The organism is Eximiradius proteiniborus (genome assembly GCF_058546985.1).
Genome location: NZ_CM178592.1, coordinates 2,170,735 through 2,189,251 on the forward strand (window position 1 = coordinate 2,170,735; position 18,517 = coordinate 2,189,251).

General features: G+C 38.5%; 5 protein-coding genes. 3 read left to right on the plus strand and 2 right to left on the minus strand.

Annotated features, from left to right (window positions below):
• The first annotated feature begins 178 nt into the window (after positions 1 to 178).
• The gene (locus ACY2LT_RS08990; protein ID WP_491815252.1) at positions 179 to 11,752 is read left to right on the plus strand and encodes a right-handed parallel beta-helix repeat-containing protein; all 11,574 of its coding nucleotides are present in this window, start codon (positions 179 to 181) and stop codon (positions 11,750 to 11,752) included.
• 225 nt (positions 11,753 to 11,977) lie between these two features.
• Positions 11,978 to 13,489, plus strand: coding sequence for a butyryl-CoA:acetate CoA transferase (locus tag ACY2LT_RS08995; protein WP_491815254.1), 1,512 nt, complete (start codon positions 11,978 to 11,980; stop codon positions 13,487 to 13,489).
• Positions 13,490 to 13,566: 77 nt separating this feature from the next.
• On the opposite strand, the gene ACY2LT_RS09000 is transcribed toward ACY2LT_RS08995, so the two are convergent.
• Both ACY2LT_RS09000 and ACY2LT_RS09005 read right to left on the minus strand, forming a co-directional pair.
• Positions 13,567 to 16,374, minus strand: a complete 2,808-nt coding sequence (locus ACY2LT_RS09000; protein ID WP_491815255.1) for a M16 family metallopeptidase — start codon at positions 16,372 to 16,374, stop codon at positions 13,567 to 13,569.
• Positions 16,375 to 16,440: 66 nt separating this feature from the next.
• The gene (locus tag ACY2LT_RS09005; RefSeq protein ID WP_491815257.1) at positions 16,441 to 17,532 is read right to left on the minus strand and encodes a 4-phosphoerythronate dehydrogenase; all 1,092 of its coding nucleotides are present in this window, start codon (positions 17,530 to 17,532) and stop codon (positions 16,441 to 16,443) included.
• A 100-nt stretch (positions 17,533 to 17,632) separates the two neighbouring features.
• Here ACY2LT_RS09005 and ACY2LT_RS09010 point away from each other — a divergent pair, with 100 nt between their 5' ends.
• Positions 17,633 to 18,511, plus strand: coding sequence for a 3-hydroxybutyryl-CoA dehydrogenase (locus ACY2LT_RS09010; RefSeq protein ID WP_491815258.1), 879 nt, complete (start codon positions 17,633 to 17,635; stop codon positions 18,509 to 18,511).
• Positions 18,512 to 18,517: the final 6 nt, after the last annotated feature.

The following is an 18,517-nucleotide window of genomic DNA, read 5'->3' on the forward strand; positions in this document are numbered from 1 at the left end:
CTTTTTGGTAATGCTAAATATTTGAATTATCAAAAAATAGAAAAAAAGGTTTTATAATTTCAAAATATTTTTTAATTTAATTAATGAAATGAACTTAATTGAGAAAAAACAGTATATAAAAAGTTCATTTCGTAATTACGACAATGGTTAAGTTTTTATAAATTTTATAGGGGATGACATGATTAAATCCTTCACGCGATTTATTCTAATCGCTATTCTTTTTGTTGTTGCGCACTCCCTCAGTGCTCAGGTTATTGTCCGTTCCACCCAAGACACAGCAACTTATGCTTCATTAAAATTAGCCTTTGATGCTATCAACTCCGGAGCCTTCACTGGTAGTATCGAGGTGCTGATTGATGATAATCTGGTAGAAACGGATCCACCGGTGCTTAAAGCTTCTGGCGTAGGTAGTGCAAATTACACATCTGTTGTAATTTTCCCTACGAGCGAATATACCATTTCTGGCAATCTTGGCAACTACAAAGCTGTGATTATTTTAGAAGATGCTGATAACGTTACAATTGATGGACGTGTAAACCGTACAGGCAATTCTAATGGGTTAACTATTCAAAACACAGCTGCAGCAACTGCAGCCGGTATTTGGATTGCTCGGGCAAGCTCCGGCAACGGTGCCAACAATGTTACCATCAGAAATGTAAATGTAATCGGTACTTCTGCCTCTACAAGTACCATTTTTGGTATTGTTGGTGGTGCTTATTCTACTTCTTCCTTTACCGGTGGCGGAACTAATAATGGTGTAAAAATTCTTAATTGTAATGTATATAGGGCTTATTATGCTATACGTCTTTATGCCACTTCTTCACCTCGAGCAACAGGTGTAGAAATCAGAAATAACAATATCGGCAACAACGGCGCCCCCGGCGATGGTTGCTACTACGGTTACTACACCTACTATACTGATGGCTTAATAATGGACAACAATAAATTGTCAATCAATTCAAGTAGTGCTTGTTACTCATATTATATTTATTATAGCGATAATGGCACAATTACTAATAACACGGTTGAAAATACTTCAACAGGCTCTACTTTATATGGTTTCTATATGCCATATGCAACAAACAATTATTTTGAAAACAACTCAGTCAAAAATTCAAACTGTACTGCACTTTATGGTGTCTATCTTACTTCTACATCTACCGGTAATACTTTTAATAACTGCGAAATTTCTAATATCTCTGGCTCCTCCACAATGTATTGTATGTACGTCCTAAGTTCGAGTGCAAACAACACATTCAACAACATTTCAGTTAAAAATATCACTAACAGTTCTACTTCCACTCTTGCAGCAGTTTATAATTCTTCTGGCTCAAACAATGACTACAATGGATTGAAAATCAGCAACTTACAAGGTAACGGAAACAACTATGGTATTTATCTTGCAAGTGCAGCCAACTCAACAGTTCGTAATTGTGAAATTACTAATATTTCTACTGGTTCAACAAGTACCACCACATCAGCCTATGGTATTTACGTTTCTTCCTCTTGCAACCAATCGAAATTCTATAACAACTCCATTTCAGGTATTTTCGATGCTGTAAATAAAACTTCACTCCAGTATATACCATCTGGTATTATGCTATTTGGCAGTATTGGTCATCAAGTTTATAATAACTCAATTAATCTTTACGGTACCAAAACAGTTAGCGGAACCACACAAGGATTTTCTGCCGGTATTGCGTTAAATACCTCCGTTACAGGTTGCGATATTCGTAATAACTCAATCGTTAATACTCAGGAAAATTCTGTTGCTTCTGCTAAATCGTTTGCTATATATTTCGGTGCGGATGCTGCTTTCAACTCTGCAACAATTAATTACAACAACTACTTGGTTTCAGGTGCAAACGCTGTTTTGGCAGGTATTGGAACCAACGATTTTGTTGACTTAGCTGCACTCAAAAACAGAGATACACTCAAAAATATTAATTCTATCAGCGTAAATCCTCTATACAACTCTAATTCTAATCTTCGTCCTTATTATAATTCACCTCTTGTTGGTGCAGGCACCCCTATTGGTATTGTTACAACAGACCTCGATGGTGCTACTCGTTCGGCAACTGCTCCAACTCTCGGTGCTTTCGAGAACGAAGGCGATTTTATTGCTCCTGAAATCGTTTTCCAACCAATTCAAAATACTACAAGTACTACAAACATTACACTTTTGGTTGGTATTTCAGACAATACTGCTGTCGATACTGTCAATAAGCCTCGTCTCTATTTCCGCAAAAAGACAAATCTTAATACTTTCATCGACAATACCAATCAGACAAACGGATGGAAATACGTAGAGCCGATTTCTATTTCCGGTAATTCTTTTACTTTCGAAATAGACTACTCAAAGATTTATGGTGGGGTTTATCAAGGAACAGCTATTGAGTATTTCGTCATTGCTCAGGACATCAACAATCCTAAAAATGTAGCAGTTAGCGATGGTAGATTTACTGTTGCTCCAACATCTGTCAATTTAACCATTGCTAATTTCCCGGTTTCTGTTACTTCAAACTATGTAATCGCTGCTCCACTTTCCGGTGTTATTCAAGTCGGGCAAGGGCAAACATACACATCTCTTACTAAGCCCGGTGGTGTATTCGAACTACTTCAGCTCAGTGTTTTGACAGGCGATTTAGATATACAAATAACATCCGATTTGGAAGAAACCGGCCAAATTCCTCTCGAAGCTGTTACTTCCCAAGGTGGAAGCTACTTTATCAGAATTTATCCTACTGGTAATTATACTATCAGTGGCACAGGATTAGCAATTATTCCTATCGAAGATGCAGACAGAGTTATCATCGACGGTCGCATTAATGCTACTGGCAACACTCCCGCTCTGACTATCGTTAATAACGGTGGCGGTGCTGCAATATGGTTCTACCGAGGCGATAAATTTAACTCCAACGGTGCAAGAAATAATACTGTTCGCTACTGCAATATCGTTGGTGGCAATCCTTCAACTGCGGGACATTTTGGCATCGCTATCAGTGGCAAAGCTTCTTTGACTGTTGCTGCTGCTGGCAATAACGACATTACTATTGAATACAACAATATTTATAGAGCCTACTTCGGTATTCGGGCTTATGGTGCTTCGGATGGCTATCTTACGGGTCTGAAAATTCGAAATAATAATTTCGGGAAAGACCTTACCGAAGGATTAGGGCACTATTACGCTATTTATGCTTACTATTGTGAAGCCCCGGAAATTACTGATAACGTTATTAAATCTGCTACCTCATCTGTTCATTACGGGATGTATGTTTATTATTGCAATAATGCTCTTATTCAGGGCAATAGTATTCAATCTACTTCCACCTCTACTTTTTATGGATATTATGTGGGTTACAACAACAACTCAATAGTTAACGATAACGAATTAATTAATACTACTTCAACTACACTCTACGGCAACTATTTATACTACTGTAATAACACAACTTCGAGCAATAATCTTATCCAGAATAATATTTCTTCCTCAGCTCAATACATTGTTTATTGTTATTATGGTTCAGCAAACACTATTTCAAACAATAAGATTTTAGACAACCAAGGCGGTTCTTCCGTTGGTTATGGTATTTATGTTTATTACCATTCGAATGGAATTGTTAGAAGCAATCAAATCAAAAATCTCTCATCTGGCTCAACTACTATCGGTATTTACCTATACAATTCCTCCTCCAACGTTACTAACGCACTTGTCGAGAAAAATATCATACAAGGTGTTTCTTCCTCTGGTGCATCTTCATATACCGCAGGAATTGCTTCTTACTATGGTCATCAATCAAAAATTTACAATAATTCTATCAGCGGTATTTCCAAATCAGTCGCAACTACAAATGCTCTCTATATACCCGCCGGTATTCAAATTATTTATGGCACAAACATAGATATTTACCATAATACCGTCCATATTTCAGGTGATTTTGCTTCAAATGTTTCTGGTGATTTGAATTCCTCTGCTTTCTTAGTTAACTATTCCAGTGTTAATAATTTAAATATTCGTAACAACACTTTCACAAATGTTGCTACTGGAACTCAAAATTCAATGCACTATGCTGTGCTTATCTCATATTCTACAAGCCTGAACGGCTCTACTTTTAATTATAACAATTATTACACAACTGGTGCTAATTCCCTAATCGGAAAAATTGGTGCAAACGACATCTATACATTAGCTAACTGGCAAACAGCTACCGGGCAGGACGCTAATTCAGTTAGCTTGATGCCGGCGTTCAATAGCGATTTAGATCCAATTCCATTTACAAACTCTCTTATGGGGCTTGGCACTCCGATTGCCGCTGTTACAACAGATTTGTACGATAATGCCAGATCCACTACTGCTCCTGCTATTGGTGCTTTTGAAGTATTTGGTGATTACGTTGCTCCGACTATTCAGCTTTCATTGCTCGGACATACAACAACTACTGCAAACAGAACAACAACTGCTACCATCCAGGACTTAAGTGGTATTGCGACTGGTGCCGATGCTCCCCGCATCTATTTCAAGAAAAAGACTAATGCTAATACTTATGTTGATAATACTCCTGCTACTAACGGTTGGAAATACACTGTTGCAACAGGCACTGCTCCGAATTATACCTTTACTATTAATACTGCTCTTCTTTTTGGTGGAGCTTCTATCGGTGATGAAATTGAATATTTCGTCGTTGCTCAGGATAATTCAGCAGCCCACAAAGTCGCAATTTCTCACGGTGAATTCACTACCGAACCTTCAAGTGTTCAACTTGTTGCCGCAAACTTCCCAATAAAACGATTGAATATATCCTATAAAATTAAACCTCAAATCGCGGGCATAATAGAAGTTGGTTCAGGCAAACAATTCGAAAACCTAACTGGTTCTAACGGTGCTTTTGCCTATATCAACGATAGAGTTCTTTCTGGCAATCTGCATATTAAGCTTACTTCTGACCTCACTGAACCCGGAACTATTCGTTTGCAGGATATTCCATCAGATGCTACTACTCCTTATACAATATACATATATCCAACAACTGAAATTGAAATTTCCGGTCCTGCTCAAAACGCTCTCATTACATTCGAAGATGTCGATAATGTCGTGTTCGACGGTAGGATAAATATGACTGGTTCTTCCAATGCTATCACACTCGAAAATACTGAAAGTTCTCAATCAGTTATCTGGGTCAAAAAAGGAACTACTCCAACAAGCAATGGTGCTAATAACGTAACATTACGCAATCTTAATATTATCGGTCCATCGGCCACTTCTACTTCGTATGGCATTGTTGTTGGCGGCGGAACCTCTTTGACTTCTGCAGGTGCTTGCAGAAATGTTCAGATTCTATACAATGACATTTATAGATGTTACTATGGTGTTCGTGTTTATGGTTCCTCATCTGATAAATCTGTCGCGACTAAAATAAAGTTTAATAGCTTCGGAAACAATTCTACTCCTGGCGATGGACATTATTATACAATTTATATTTATTATGCAGATAGCACTGAAATCACTAATAATTCTATAAAAGTAAACACTACCTCTTCAATATATAATATATACAGCTATTACTCTAATAATACATTTGTTTATTCCAACTCGTTATCAAATAGCATTGTTTCTTCTACCTATTATGGTATTTACCTCTCATATTCTCATTATAGCTCTGCAATTAACAACATTTTTGAAAATAATAATTTTTCATCTACAGTTTATGCTATTTATCCGTACTATTCTGACTACGTAAGTGTCAATAACAACATAATTCGTAATAATACTTCATCAAGTTCATCATACTTTATTTATCCATACTATGGTAACTACAATTCAGTTGTTGGCAACGTAATTGAAAACAATAGCAGTTCTTATCATTATGGTATTTACAATTATTACGCTACAAACACAAACATTGAAAACAATAGTACAAAAAACAATGTTTCAACGAACTCCTTCTATGGCTTGTATCTGTCTTCACCGGGAGCTGGCAACTTTAATAATAACGAAATAATCGACAACACAGCTAATTCTACTACATACGGAATTTATCTGTCTTCTGGCGGCAATAGCAACATCATTGGCAACACAATTAAAAACTTGCAGGGTGGTTCAAGTATGTATGGTATTTATCTCACTTCATCTGCAAATGTTAAAATAGTTGCCAATAAAATTAACTATATCCGCCAAACTGCTGGCACTTCTACTTCGTATTGCGATGGTATCTACATCGGCTCTTCTTGCAACAATGCTGAAATCGTTAATAACGAAATTGCCGGCATCTACGACTACACAAATAAAACATCAAATGTTTATATGCCGTCTGGAATTAGAATTCACTCGAGCGTCGGTCATAAGGTTTACTACAATTCTGTAAATATGTATGGCAATACATATTCTACAAGCACTGCTGCCGGTGCATCTACTGCTCTTATGGTTTATACAAGCTCAACTAACAATATCGACGTTCGCAACAACGTATTCGTCAATACAATGACAGGGCTTTCGAATTACGTAAGTTATGCTGTATATATTACAAGTGCGTCAAGTCTTACTAATTCAACATTCAATTACAACGATTATTATGTTTCCGGTCCAAATGCCAAATTAGCATTTATTGCACAGGACATCGACACATTCCCTGTCCTCCAAGCTTCTACCGGACAAGATGTTAATTCTATAAATCTAAATCCATTATTTAATAATAATGAAGTACTTGTACCAGTTGATGGTAGCCCGCTCGAAGGTGCAGCTACGCCAATAGCAGGATATACAACAGACTTGCTGGGTAATCCTCGTTCAGCTACCATTCCTAACATCGGTGCATACGAAATTTCCGGCGACCTTGTTCCTCCGTCTATTACCTTTATTCCTTTGCTTAATACATCCGAAGTTTCTAATAGAACACTTTCAGCTACAGTTTTTGATTATAACGGTGTAAACAACACTTCAGATCCACCAAGAATTTACTTCCGCAAAACTTCAAACGCTAATACTTTTGTAGATAATACTCCTTCTACTGATGGATGGAAATATACAACTGGTGCCGGTTCTGGCTATTCATTCAATTTCACAATCGATTACAACCTGATTTATGGTGGTGTTACTCCGGGCGATGAAATTGAATATTTTATTGTTGCTCAGGACATCTCACCAAACCATCTTACTGGTGCTTCCAGCGGAACATTCCCGGTTCCTCTTACTTCCACACTTTTAAATATTAACAATTTCCCGGTTGAAAATGTTAAACATAGCTACTTCATTTCTATTCCTTTTGCGGGTATTATTGAAGTAGGTCAGGGCAAGCCATTCACAAGTTTAACTAATTCTGATGGTCTTTTTGCTGCACTTAACAATGGTATTTTGGTTGGTAACCTTCAGGTTCGTATCACCTCTAATCTTACTGAATCCGGTATTGTTCCATTAAAGAAAATTATTTGTGAAAATAATAATCCATACACTATTAGCATTTATCCAACCGGTAACTACACTATTAGTGGCGCTGCTCCTACTTCTATGATTACATTTGATGGGGCAGAGCGGGTTACAATCGATGGTCGTATTAACCGCACAGGTTCAACTAACGCTCTGACTATTCAAAACAGCCAAAGCTCTGCTACTGTAATTAGAATGATGAATAGCGTTAAAGATATTACAATCAGAAATTGCAATATTATTAGTGCTGCTGCTACAAGTACCTGCTATGGTATTGTTGCAAGTGCACCGTCAAGTCTGACTACCGGTTCTGGTGGAAATGATAATATCTCTATCCTCTACAACAACATTTATCGTGCATACTATGGTATTCGTATTTCCGGTGTATCTGGCGAAGAAATTCTATCACCAAAAGTAATTGGTAACAATTTCGGCAATAATGGAACATCTGGTGATGGTCATTACTATGCATTGTACGTCTCTTACTCAAATAATGCTGTTATTGATAGTAACAGCATTTTCAACAACACTACTTCTGCTTGCTATGCTATTTACAACTATCGTAACTATTATAGTTCAGTCAAATACAATACAATTAGGTACCAGGGCACAAGCTCACTCTATGCGATTTATAACTACTATTCTGATTTCTCCGATGTTAGCTACAACCGCATTGAAAATTGTAATTCCTCATTAATTTATGGTCTGTACTCTTACTATCCAAAAGGTGCAACGTACACTGGAAACGTTATCCGTAATAACTCATCTACTTCTACAACTTACTATATTTATTCATACTACACTCAAAGCAGCACTTTCTCCGATAATATTGTCGAGAATAATCTTTCTACATCTACTCAGTATCTTGGATATCTATACTACGGCAGTGGTTCCACTTTCACAAACAATATCTTCCGCAACAACAACAATACCGGAACAAGCAACGTTTACGGCATCTATATTTATTATCATCCTGATGCTGTAATTTCTGGCAATACAATCAGTGGTATTACTGCAAATTCAACGTTAGCGGGTATTTACATTTATTCTGGTTCCACTTCAACAACCTCGAACAATGCTCAGATTAGAAATAACCTGATTGAAAACATCTATAGACTTTCTAATTCCACTACTTCTTATGTTGCCGGAATTGCAATTGGCGCTAATGCAAACAATGCTCGCATTACTAACAATATTATCAGAAATATTCAGGATATTACGCCTCAGACTACCGCTACCTACATCCCTTCCGGTATCAGAATCAACGGTAGCACTGGGCATACCATTGCTTATAATACCGTCGACTTATCCGGCGAATATACTGCAAATGGTGCAACTATGTCCTCCGCATTTGTTATTGCTGTTACTGATTTGACAGGTTGCACAATCAAAAACAATGTATTTAGCAATTCTATGTATGGCGTCACCGGAAGCAAGTCTTACGCTGTATTCCACGATGGCACCGGCTTTACCGGTGGAACCCTCGACAATAACAACTACTTTGTAAGTGGTCCACAAGGTATAGTTGCCTACTTCAGTGGTGATTTGCCAAATCTTGCTACCTGGCGCACCCTGACTAATGTTGATGGTAACTCTATTTCAGCAGATCCACAATTTGCTAATACAGCTTATGGCGACTATCGTCCTCTGGTAGGTTCGCCACTTGTAGGAGCAGGCTCACCCGTAGCCGGTGTTACTACTGACCGTCTCGGAGTAACACGTTCGGCTACAACTCCAACCATAGGTGCATTCGAAGAAGCAATCCTAATCGGTGTTCCTACGCTTCTTTCCCCGGCAAATGCACAAGAGAATATCTCAATTCAACCAACTTTAGAATGGGGCTTAGTCTTTACTGCAACTGGTTATAATTTGCAAGTATCCACATCCCCAACATTCACATCTTTTGTCTATAATGATACAGTTACAACATTGCAAAAGCAACTGACCGGATTATCCTACAATACGATTTACTATTGGAGAGCACGTGCCGTGCGTCCGGGTGTAATCGGTGGCTGGTCCGAAGTGTACAGCTTCCGCACGCAATTGCCACCATTAGGTGTTCCGAACTTGTCTCAACCATTCGACAACGCAACAAGTGTTGCTATTAACCCGACATTTAGCTGGTCAAGTGTTTCTACCGCTACCGGCTACCAATTGCAAGTAGCAAGTGATGCAACATTTACTACAATTGTAAAAGACGAAACTGCTACCGGTACATCGAAATCAGTTACAGGATTAAGTTACAATACGCAGTACTGGTGGCGAGTCCGTGCATTGCGCGGTACCGAACAAGGTGCTTGGAGTAGCGTACGTTCGTTTACAACTATTGTGCAGCTGTTTGCTCCAACACTTCAAACACCTGCAAATTTAGCTACGAATATCACGATAAATCCGACATTAACTTGGGATGCTTACCCAACTGCTACTGGCTATAAGATTCAGGTATCCACCAGCAGCACATTTGCAACAACGATAGTGAACGAAACAGTAACAGGCACAAGCCGGGCATTAAGCAACTTACAATATCTGACAACCTACTACTGGCGTGTAAAATCGGTACGTGGGAGCGAAGAGAGCGATTGGTCTGCTGTCTGGTCGTTTACAACGGTAAACCAGCCACTTGTAGCACCAGTATTGAGTTTACCGGCAAACAATGCAACAAATGTTGCAATATCTCCAACATTACAATGGAATGCTGCAGCAACAGTCACAGGCTACATTATTCAGGTATCCACCAGCAGCACATTTGCCACAACGATAGTGAACGAGACAGTAACAGGCACAAGCCGGGCATTAAGCAACCTACAATATCTGACAACATACTATTGGCGTGTAAAATCAGTACGCGGAAGCGAAGAGAGTGATTGGTCTGCTGTCTGGTCGTTCACAACAGTAAACCAGCCACTTGTAGCACCAGTATTGAGTTCACCAGCAAACAATTCAACAAATGTTGCAATATCCCCAACATTACAATGGAACGCAGCAGCAACAGCCACAGGTTACATTGTTCAGGTATCCACCAGCAGCACATTTGCAACAACGATAGTAAATGAAACAGTAACAGGCACAAGCCGGGCATTAAGCAACCTACAATATCTGACAACATACTATTGGCGTGTAAAATCAGTACGTGGAAGCGAAGAGAGCGATTGGTCTGCTGTCTGGTCGTTCACAACAGAAAGCGGAGTAATCACGCAAACCTTCCCGTTAGTAAATGGCTGGAATATGATAAGTGCGAACGTAGAACCAATGAACGGCTCAATTCCGACGTTGATGGCACCGCTATCAGGCAACTTACAGATATTGCGAAACTATGTAGGACAATCATATGTACCACCATTCACAAATACACTATCGAACTGGAACAAATATCACGCATATCAGTTGAGATTAACAACATCACAACAATATGAAATACAAGGTTCACAAATAGCACCGGAAACTACGCCGATTACATTGAACACAATAGGCTGGTATTGGTTGCCATACTACCGCACAACATCAGCGGCAGTAGCAACAGCATTGGCAAGCATCAGCGGCAAATACCTGCAAGTGAAGACAATCACCGGTGAAGTATATATGCCACCATTTGCCAATACGCTCACACAGTTAGAACCTGGCAAGGGTTATATGATCCGCTTGACAGCAGACGACGGAGTGCTGACCTATCCTGCAAACGGACCGATCAAAGCAACAGGAGCAAGCAATAGCATAGCAGAACCAAAAGTATTTGTAAGAGAGAACGTATCGACAGGCAAGAATGCGTTTGTAGCATTAGACCTTGATTTACGAGATGGCGACGAAGTAGGCGTATTCACACGGGATGGATTGTTGGTAGGTTCGAGTGTATGGCAGTCAGCACTGAGAGGCGTAGTAGTATGGGGCGACGATGAATACACGAACGAGAAGGACGGAGCATACGAAGGCGAAGAATTGATTGTAAAAGTATGGAGCCGTTCGGATGAGACGATAGGAAGCGTGCGTGTCGTAGAGAGCAAAGATATGACAAACGGCGTTCGTGGACACTCGTTGCGATACGAAACAGATGCGATAATGATGTTGAAGGGTGGCGTAGAGTACGATCAGGTAGGATTGACGATAACACCACAGCCTGCATCGAGCGAGTTGATAATAACGTTAGGCAAAGTATCGAACGATGGGGTAGAGGTTGAACTCTACAACCAGAGCGGGCGAATAATGCTACGAGCAAACGAGAAAGCATCAAACGGTGTGATAAAACTCAACGTTAGCGACTTGCCAAGCGGAGTATATTCAGTCATTATCCGCAATGGTGCAGTCATTACGAAAGAACGTGCTGTAATTGTTCGTTAAGTGAAATAAACATAGACAAATACACATAGCCCCGAGCCAATTCAGCTCGGGGCTTGTTTTTTATGTTATTGGGTTAAGTTATTATTTACGATGATTAACAAATGTATATAAAAAGAAAAATATATCGATAAAAATAAAACAAAATGATATAACATATTCACATATTTTGTATTTTTGTTAATTAATTATGGGGCAATCCCAATTAGTAAAATATTTGAGGGTATTATGGGACTACGTTTCATAACGGCTGACGAAGCCGCAAGCTATGTAAATAACGGCGATACTGTTGGTTTTAGTGGATTTACTCCCGCTGGTGCTGTCAAAGCAGTTCCGCAAGCAATTGCAAATAGAGCAATAGCCGAACATAATGCTGGACGCCCTTTCAAAATCGGAATGATTACTGGTGCCTCTACTGGCGATTCGCTCGACGGTTCTCTTGCTCGTGCCGAAGCTGTGCTTTTCCGCACTCCATATCAATCGAATGCTGATTTAAGAAAGTTGATTAACGAAGGCAAAGCTGATTATTTTGATTCTCACTTATCTACAGTTGCCCAAAACCTACGCTATGGATTTCTTGGTAAAATGCAGGTCGCTATCATCGAAGCTTGTGATGTTTCTGCCGATGGCGAAATTGTTCTTACAACCGGTGTAGGAATTTCTCCTTCTATATGCAAGGTTGCCGAAAAAATCATTATCGAACTTAATCATTACCATCCTAAATCATTACGCGGTATGCACGATATTCATATTGTTGCCGACCCGCCAAACCGTCGCGAAATTCCAATCTACAAGCCTTCAGATAGAGCAGGAGAAACTGTTATTAAAGTAAATCCTGATAAAATTGTTGGCATTGTTGAAACTAATCTTCCGGACGAAGTCGGCGAATTCTCAAAAACTGACGAAATCACCGAAAAAATTGGTGAAAATGTTGCTGAATTCCTTTCCTCTGAACTCAAAAAAGGCAAAATCCCATCTTGTTTTCTTCCAATTCAATCAGGGGTAGGGAATATTGCTAACGCAGTGCTTGGTGCATTGGGCAGAAACAAAAGTATTCCTGATTTTGAAATGTATACCGAAGTTATTCAGGATTCAGTTATAGAATTAATGAAAGAAGGTCGCGTTCGCTTTGCAAGTGGTTGCTCGCTTACTGTTTCCCAAAACAAATTAAAAGAAATTTACGATAATCTTAATTACTTCCATCCACGTATATTACTCAGACCACAAGAAATTACAAATAATCCCGAAGTTGCTCGCCGAATTGGCATAATTTCAATTAATACTGCTCTCGAAGCGGACTTGTGCGGAAATGTGAACTCCACAAACGTTATGGGACAAAAAATGATGAACGGAATTGGTGGTTCCGGCGACTTCACACGCAATGCTTATATCTCTATTTTCACCTGCCCGTCTGTTGCTAAAAATGGCAAAATCAGCACAATCGTTCCTATGGTTTCGCACGTTGACCACAACGAACATTCAGTTCAGGTTATCATTACTGAATATGGAGTTGCTGATTTACGTGCAAAATCACCACAAAAAAAGGCTGAAGAAATCATTAACAACTGTGTCCATCCTGACTACCGCCAGCAACTTCGCGATTATCTCAGAATTTGCGATACTGCCCACACTCCACAATCTCTTTCGGCTGCTTTTGCTATGCATCTTCATTTCTTGCAAACTGGCGATATGCGCGGCATAGATTGGAATAAATACCTTCTTAATGGCAAATGCTGTTAATAAACATATCATTTAATAGATATATAAAAAAAGAGGCTGCTTTTCGGGACAGCCTCTTTTCTTTTATAGCCTAACGATTATTTCTCTGGATTTAGCACAAATTGCATAACCTTATCTTTCTTTAGATATTGCTTTGCTGCTTCTTTAATATCATTTTTCGTAAGCTTATCTACGTTTTCTACATATTTTGCTAAACGAGCAACATCTAATCTGTTATAATCGGAATTATAGATGTAATTCAACCAGAAACTGTTTTCTTTTTGATTGGTTTCAAATTCGCGTTTCAGAATTTCTTTAACTTTTGTAAAGTTTTCGTCGCTTACATCTTTTGTTTGCACTTCATCAATTACGTCAAACGCACTGTTGATAAGTTCCTGAACACGTGTCGGACCTGTTCCGAAAACAATGTTGATGCTGTATCTTGGTGCCGGATACTGATTTACTCTGTGAATTGCACGTATGCCATACACTCCGCCTTTGTCCTCACGAATTACTTCACGCAAACGAATGTTAAATACTTCCATCAATGCATTAAGCTTCAAAATATTGTCAGGGTTATAATTGAAATTATCAGCAAACACAAGTCTTACTGAGCTCTTCGGTTCAATTCCTTTCACAACTTCTTTTGTCAAAGGTCCTTTCGCATAATTTACTCCTAAATCACGCCATTTTTCATTACGTTTTTTGTTTGGAAGGCTTGCTATGTATGTTTCAATATATTTTTTCAAATCCTTCATATCAAAATTGCCGACGAAAATAAATGTGAAATCGCTTGCATCTGCAAATCTGTCTTTAAAAAATTCAACAGCTTTATCTAAATTAACTTTGTCCATATCTTTTGCATTTAGTGGCATATATCTTGGATGGTATCCAAAAAGTATTGCTGTTACTGTATCCTGGAAAACTGTTTCAGGGCGGCGTTTCGAATTGCGAATAGATTCTTTCTGACGGCTTACAAACGCTTTGAATGTTTCTTCATCTTTTCTTGGTGCAGTGAAATACAAATGTAGCAATTGGAAGAATGTTTCAGCATCAGTTGGAGCGTAGCTGCCGCTAAATCCTTCTGTTAGTTCATCAATGCTCGGACTTATGCTAATAAGCTTGCCTGTAAGCATTTTTTGCAATTGTGTTGCTGAAAATTCTGATATTCCACCATCATCAACTACATCAGCTGCAAACATTGCAGATAGATAGTCCTCATCTTTTGCAAGTGATGTTCCACCTGGGCTCCAGGCACGGAAAAGAACTTCATCGTTTTTAAATTCTGTTTTCTTTGCAAGTACTCTCGCTCCGTTCGAAAGCTTCATTTCAATAATATCAAATTTTCCGGTTTTCTTTTCTTCAACAATTTTTCCGGGTTTTGGCAATTTTGCCATTAATGGTTTATCTGTTGCATCATCTTTATATGGTTCCAATTTTGCAGTCGAAACTTTTGTATATAAAGAACGGATTTCTTGTTCAGTTGGAACCTTAATTTCAGGTTTATCCGGAACACTTACCAATACAACTTTGTTGTCTTCCGAAACCAATGATTGTGCATATTTATTCACTTCTTCTAATGTAATTGTCGGAATGTATTCCTGGTACAACTGGTATTCGAACTCTATTCCAGGCATACCTTCATTTTCGTAAAAGTTTCTGTAATATTCATCGGCATAGTCAGCAGATTTAGTTTTGTCTTTTTCTTTTAAAGCACTTTCCATATTCTTTAATGTTGCTTCTTTTACTCGTTCTAACTCAGATTTTGTAAACCCAAATTGTTTCATTCTGTAAGCTTCAGTCAGAACTGCTTCTAAACCTTTCAAAATATCATCAGTTTTTGATACAGAAACTAAATTGAATGCAGCAAGTCCTGCCATAAAATCACCAACTCCTGCGCCTGCATACAAAAATGGCGGGTTTGGCTTACGCATAATTTCCTGTATTCTCAGATTAATCATCTGGTTGATTAAATTATCAATAATTCCTTGGCGATAACCTCCAAATGTAGACTGGTTTCTTCCCGGAAACTTATATATTACTGAGATATTTGGCATCGGAAGTTCAGGGTCTTTTGCTATCGATACAAGCATATCCTTGTGTGGTGGTATCGGATATTCAACTCGTGGACGGAAATTTTCCGGCATCTGAATACGCGAAAATTTTTCACGTATCATTTTCTCAACTTGATCAATATCAAATTCACCAACTGCTACTACTGCCATCAAATCCGGGCGATACCATTCTTTGTAGAAACGAAGAAATGTTTCGCGTGGTGCGTGCAGAATTACTGCTGTATCACCAATTGGCAATCTTTCAGCATATTTTGAATTTTTGAAAAGATATGGATAATGTTGCTTCATCACTCTTTCCTGAGCACCGCGATATAGTCTCCATTCTTCCAAGATTACACCACGTTCTTTTTCCAATTCTGCCGGGTCAAATGTAACATTGTGAGCCCAGTCTTCCAGCACTTGAAATCCACGTTCCAGGAGCCCTGGCTTGTCAAGTGGTATTGTTAGCAGATAGTATGTTCTGTCAAATCCGGTATTCGCATTTAAATCTGCTCCAAACCTTAAACCTGTTTCTTCAAGAAAATTAATCAAATCGTTCTTCGGAAAATTCTTTGTTCCGTTGAAACACATATGCTCAATAAAATGTGCGAGTCCTTGCTGGTCGTCATCTTCTTGCACCGAGCCTGCCTTTATTACTAAACGTAATTCGGCTCGATTTTCAGGTAATTTGTTGTGGCGTATGTAATACTTCAACCCATTGTTCAATACTCCAATCTTTACATTCGGGTCGAAGGGGAGTAATTCATCCATACTCCTTTGCTTAATAGGCTGAGAAAATGCACTTGTTATACTTATTGCAAACAAGGCAAAAACAAAAAACAATTTTTTCATAAATAAACCCATTTTTTTAAGAATGAAACAATAAATATATTTTATACGTATTCATTAACCGTTTTGTTACAATTTAAATTCAAAATCGTAAAAACATTCCCTGATTTTCGGATATCCTTTTCTCATTTTTTCAAAGTTGTTCGATATCTCTTCATCAGAAGCTAATTTTTTGAACTCACTGCTTGTCGCGTCTATTCTTTTATTTTTCAATAAACTAAAAATTTCATCTTTGCTCAGTTTGCTTACATCTTTTTTGTTTGAATTGCATTCAATTTCAAGCTGTGATGTATCTAATTTCACCTGCAATATTCTCTCGAGTGATTTGGCTAACATTAAGCTCCCCCGCAACTTGGCATCATAAGAATGTCCTGCTATGTGTGGTGTCGCAATTTTCGCAGCCGAAACTGATTTGCTCCTGACATTTGGCTCATTCATCCACACATCTGCATCAACTACTATTCGACCACTGTTAGCCAATCGAACCCAACTTTCCTCACACACTACACCACCACGCGACGTATGCAGAAGCAAAGCTCCGTTTTTAACTTTCTCAAGCAATCTGTTATCTATCAAATTATGCGTTTTATGCTTACCACTCATTGTAAGTGGAACGTGATTAGTTACAATATCTGCAACCTGAACAATCTCATTAATATCTAAATGTGTTTCGTTCATTAATAATTCGGGGTTGCTTTCTAATAATGGCGGGTCATTTATTACAACTGAAATTCCTATGTGCTTGGCTATCGTAGCCAAACGTTTCCCTACATTCCCATAGCCAATTATTCCCAACACCTTGCTTTTCAAATCAATGTTGTTTTCTTCCGCATAACTGAGAATACAAAACATACAGTATTCTGCAACCGACAATGCATTCGAACCAATTGCATCAAAATACAATATTCCTTTCGCTTCAAGATATTTCTTATCTAAATGTTCCGAACCCGAAGTAGCCGTTCCAACAATTTTTATGTCTGTACCTTGTAGCAGTTCTTCATTTACCTTCGTAGTCGAGCGAACCAAAAGTATAGTGGCTTTGGATTGCTTAATGATTCCGTTTGTTAATTGCCTGCCTTCGAACTTATGCACTTCGCCAATATTCTCTAATATTTCAGGCAATTGCGGTATATTATTATCAACTAAAAAGCAATATCTCATATAGTTATCATCTTTTTTTACAAAAATATAAAATATCTGATTAATGATTATCGTTTAATGTTTAGTTTTAACAAAATTATTTTCAACATATCAGAATTTTATGGAAATTTCAAAAATTTTAGTTGTTGGTGCCGGCACAATGGGCAACGGAATTGCTCACGTTTTTGCCCAACACTGCTTCGATGTCGTATTGTGCGATATTTCCGAAGAACAATTGAAAAATGCACTTATTACTATCGGGAAAAACTTATCTCGCCAAATTGCAAAAGGTATGCTTACAGAAGACCAAAAAGCATTGGCACTTTCAAAAATTTCAACTTCCACTGATTTGTCGTCTGCTCGCGATGTTCAATTGGTTATCGAGGCTGCTACCGAAAACAAAGCACTGAAATTCAATCTGTTCAGGCAAATCGACGATTTAATAAATAATGACGCAATTTTGGCTTCCAACACTTCAACTATTTCTATTACTGAAATTGCCTCCAAGACTTCCCGCCCCGAAAAAGTTATCGGTATGCACTTTATGAACCCTGTCCCGATGATGAAACTCGTTGAAATTATCCGTGGGCTTGCAACAAGCGATGATGTCTTTGATTCAATTTATGAATTAAGTAAAAAGATAGATAAAATCCCTGTTCATTCAAACGACTACCCCGGTTTTATTGCAAATAGAATACTTATGCCTTTTATTAATGAAGCAATTTTTGCTCTTATGGAAAGTGTTGGTTCAGTTCAGGCAATCGATGAAGTTGCAAAACTCGGTTTTTCTCACCCTATGGGACCGCTTATGCTTGCGGACTTAATTGGTTTGGATACTACTTTGTCGATTCTTGAAGTACTGCATAATGATTTAGGCGACCCACGCTTCCGACCTGCTCCATTATTACGCAAGTTAGTTGCTGCTGGCTATCTTGGTCGAAAATCCGGCAACGGCTTCTACAACTATTCCGGTGATAAGCCACACCCAAATAATTTCTGATTTGAA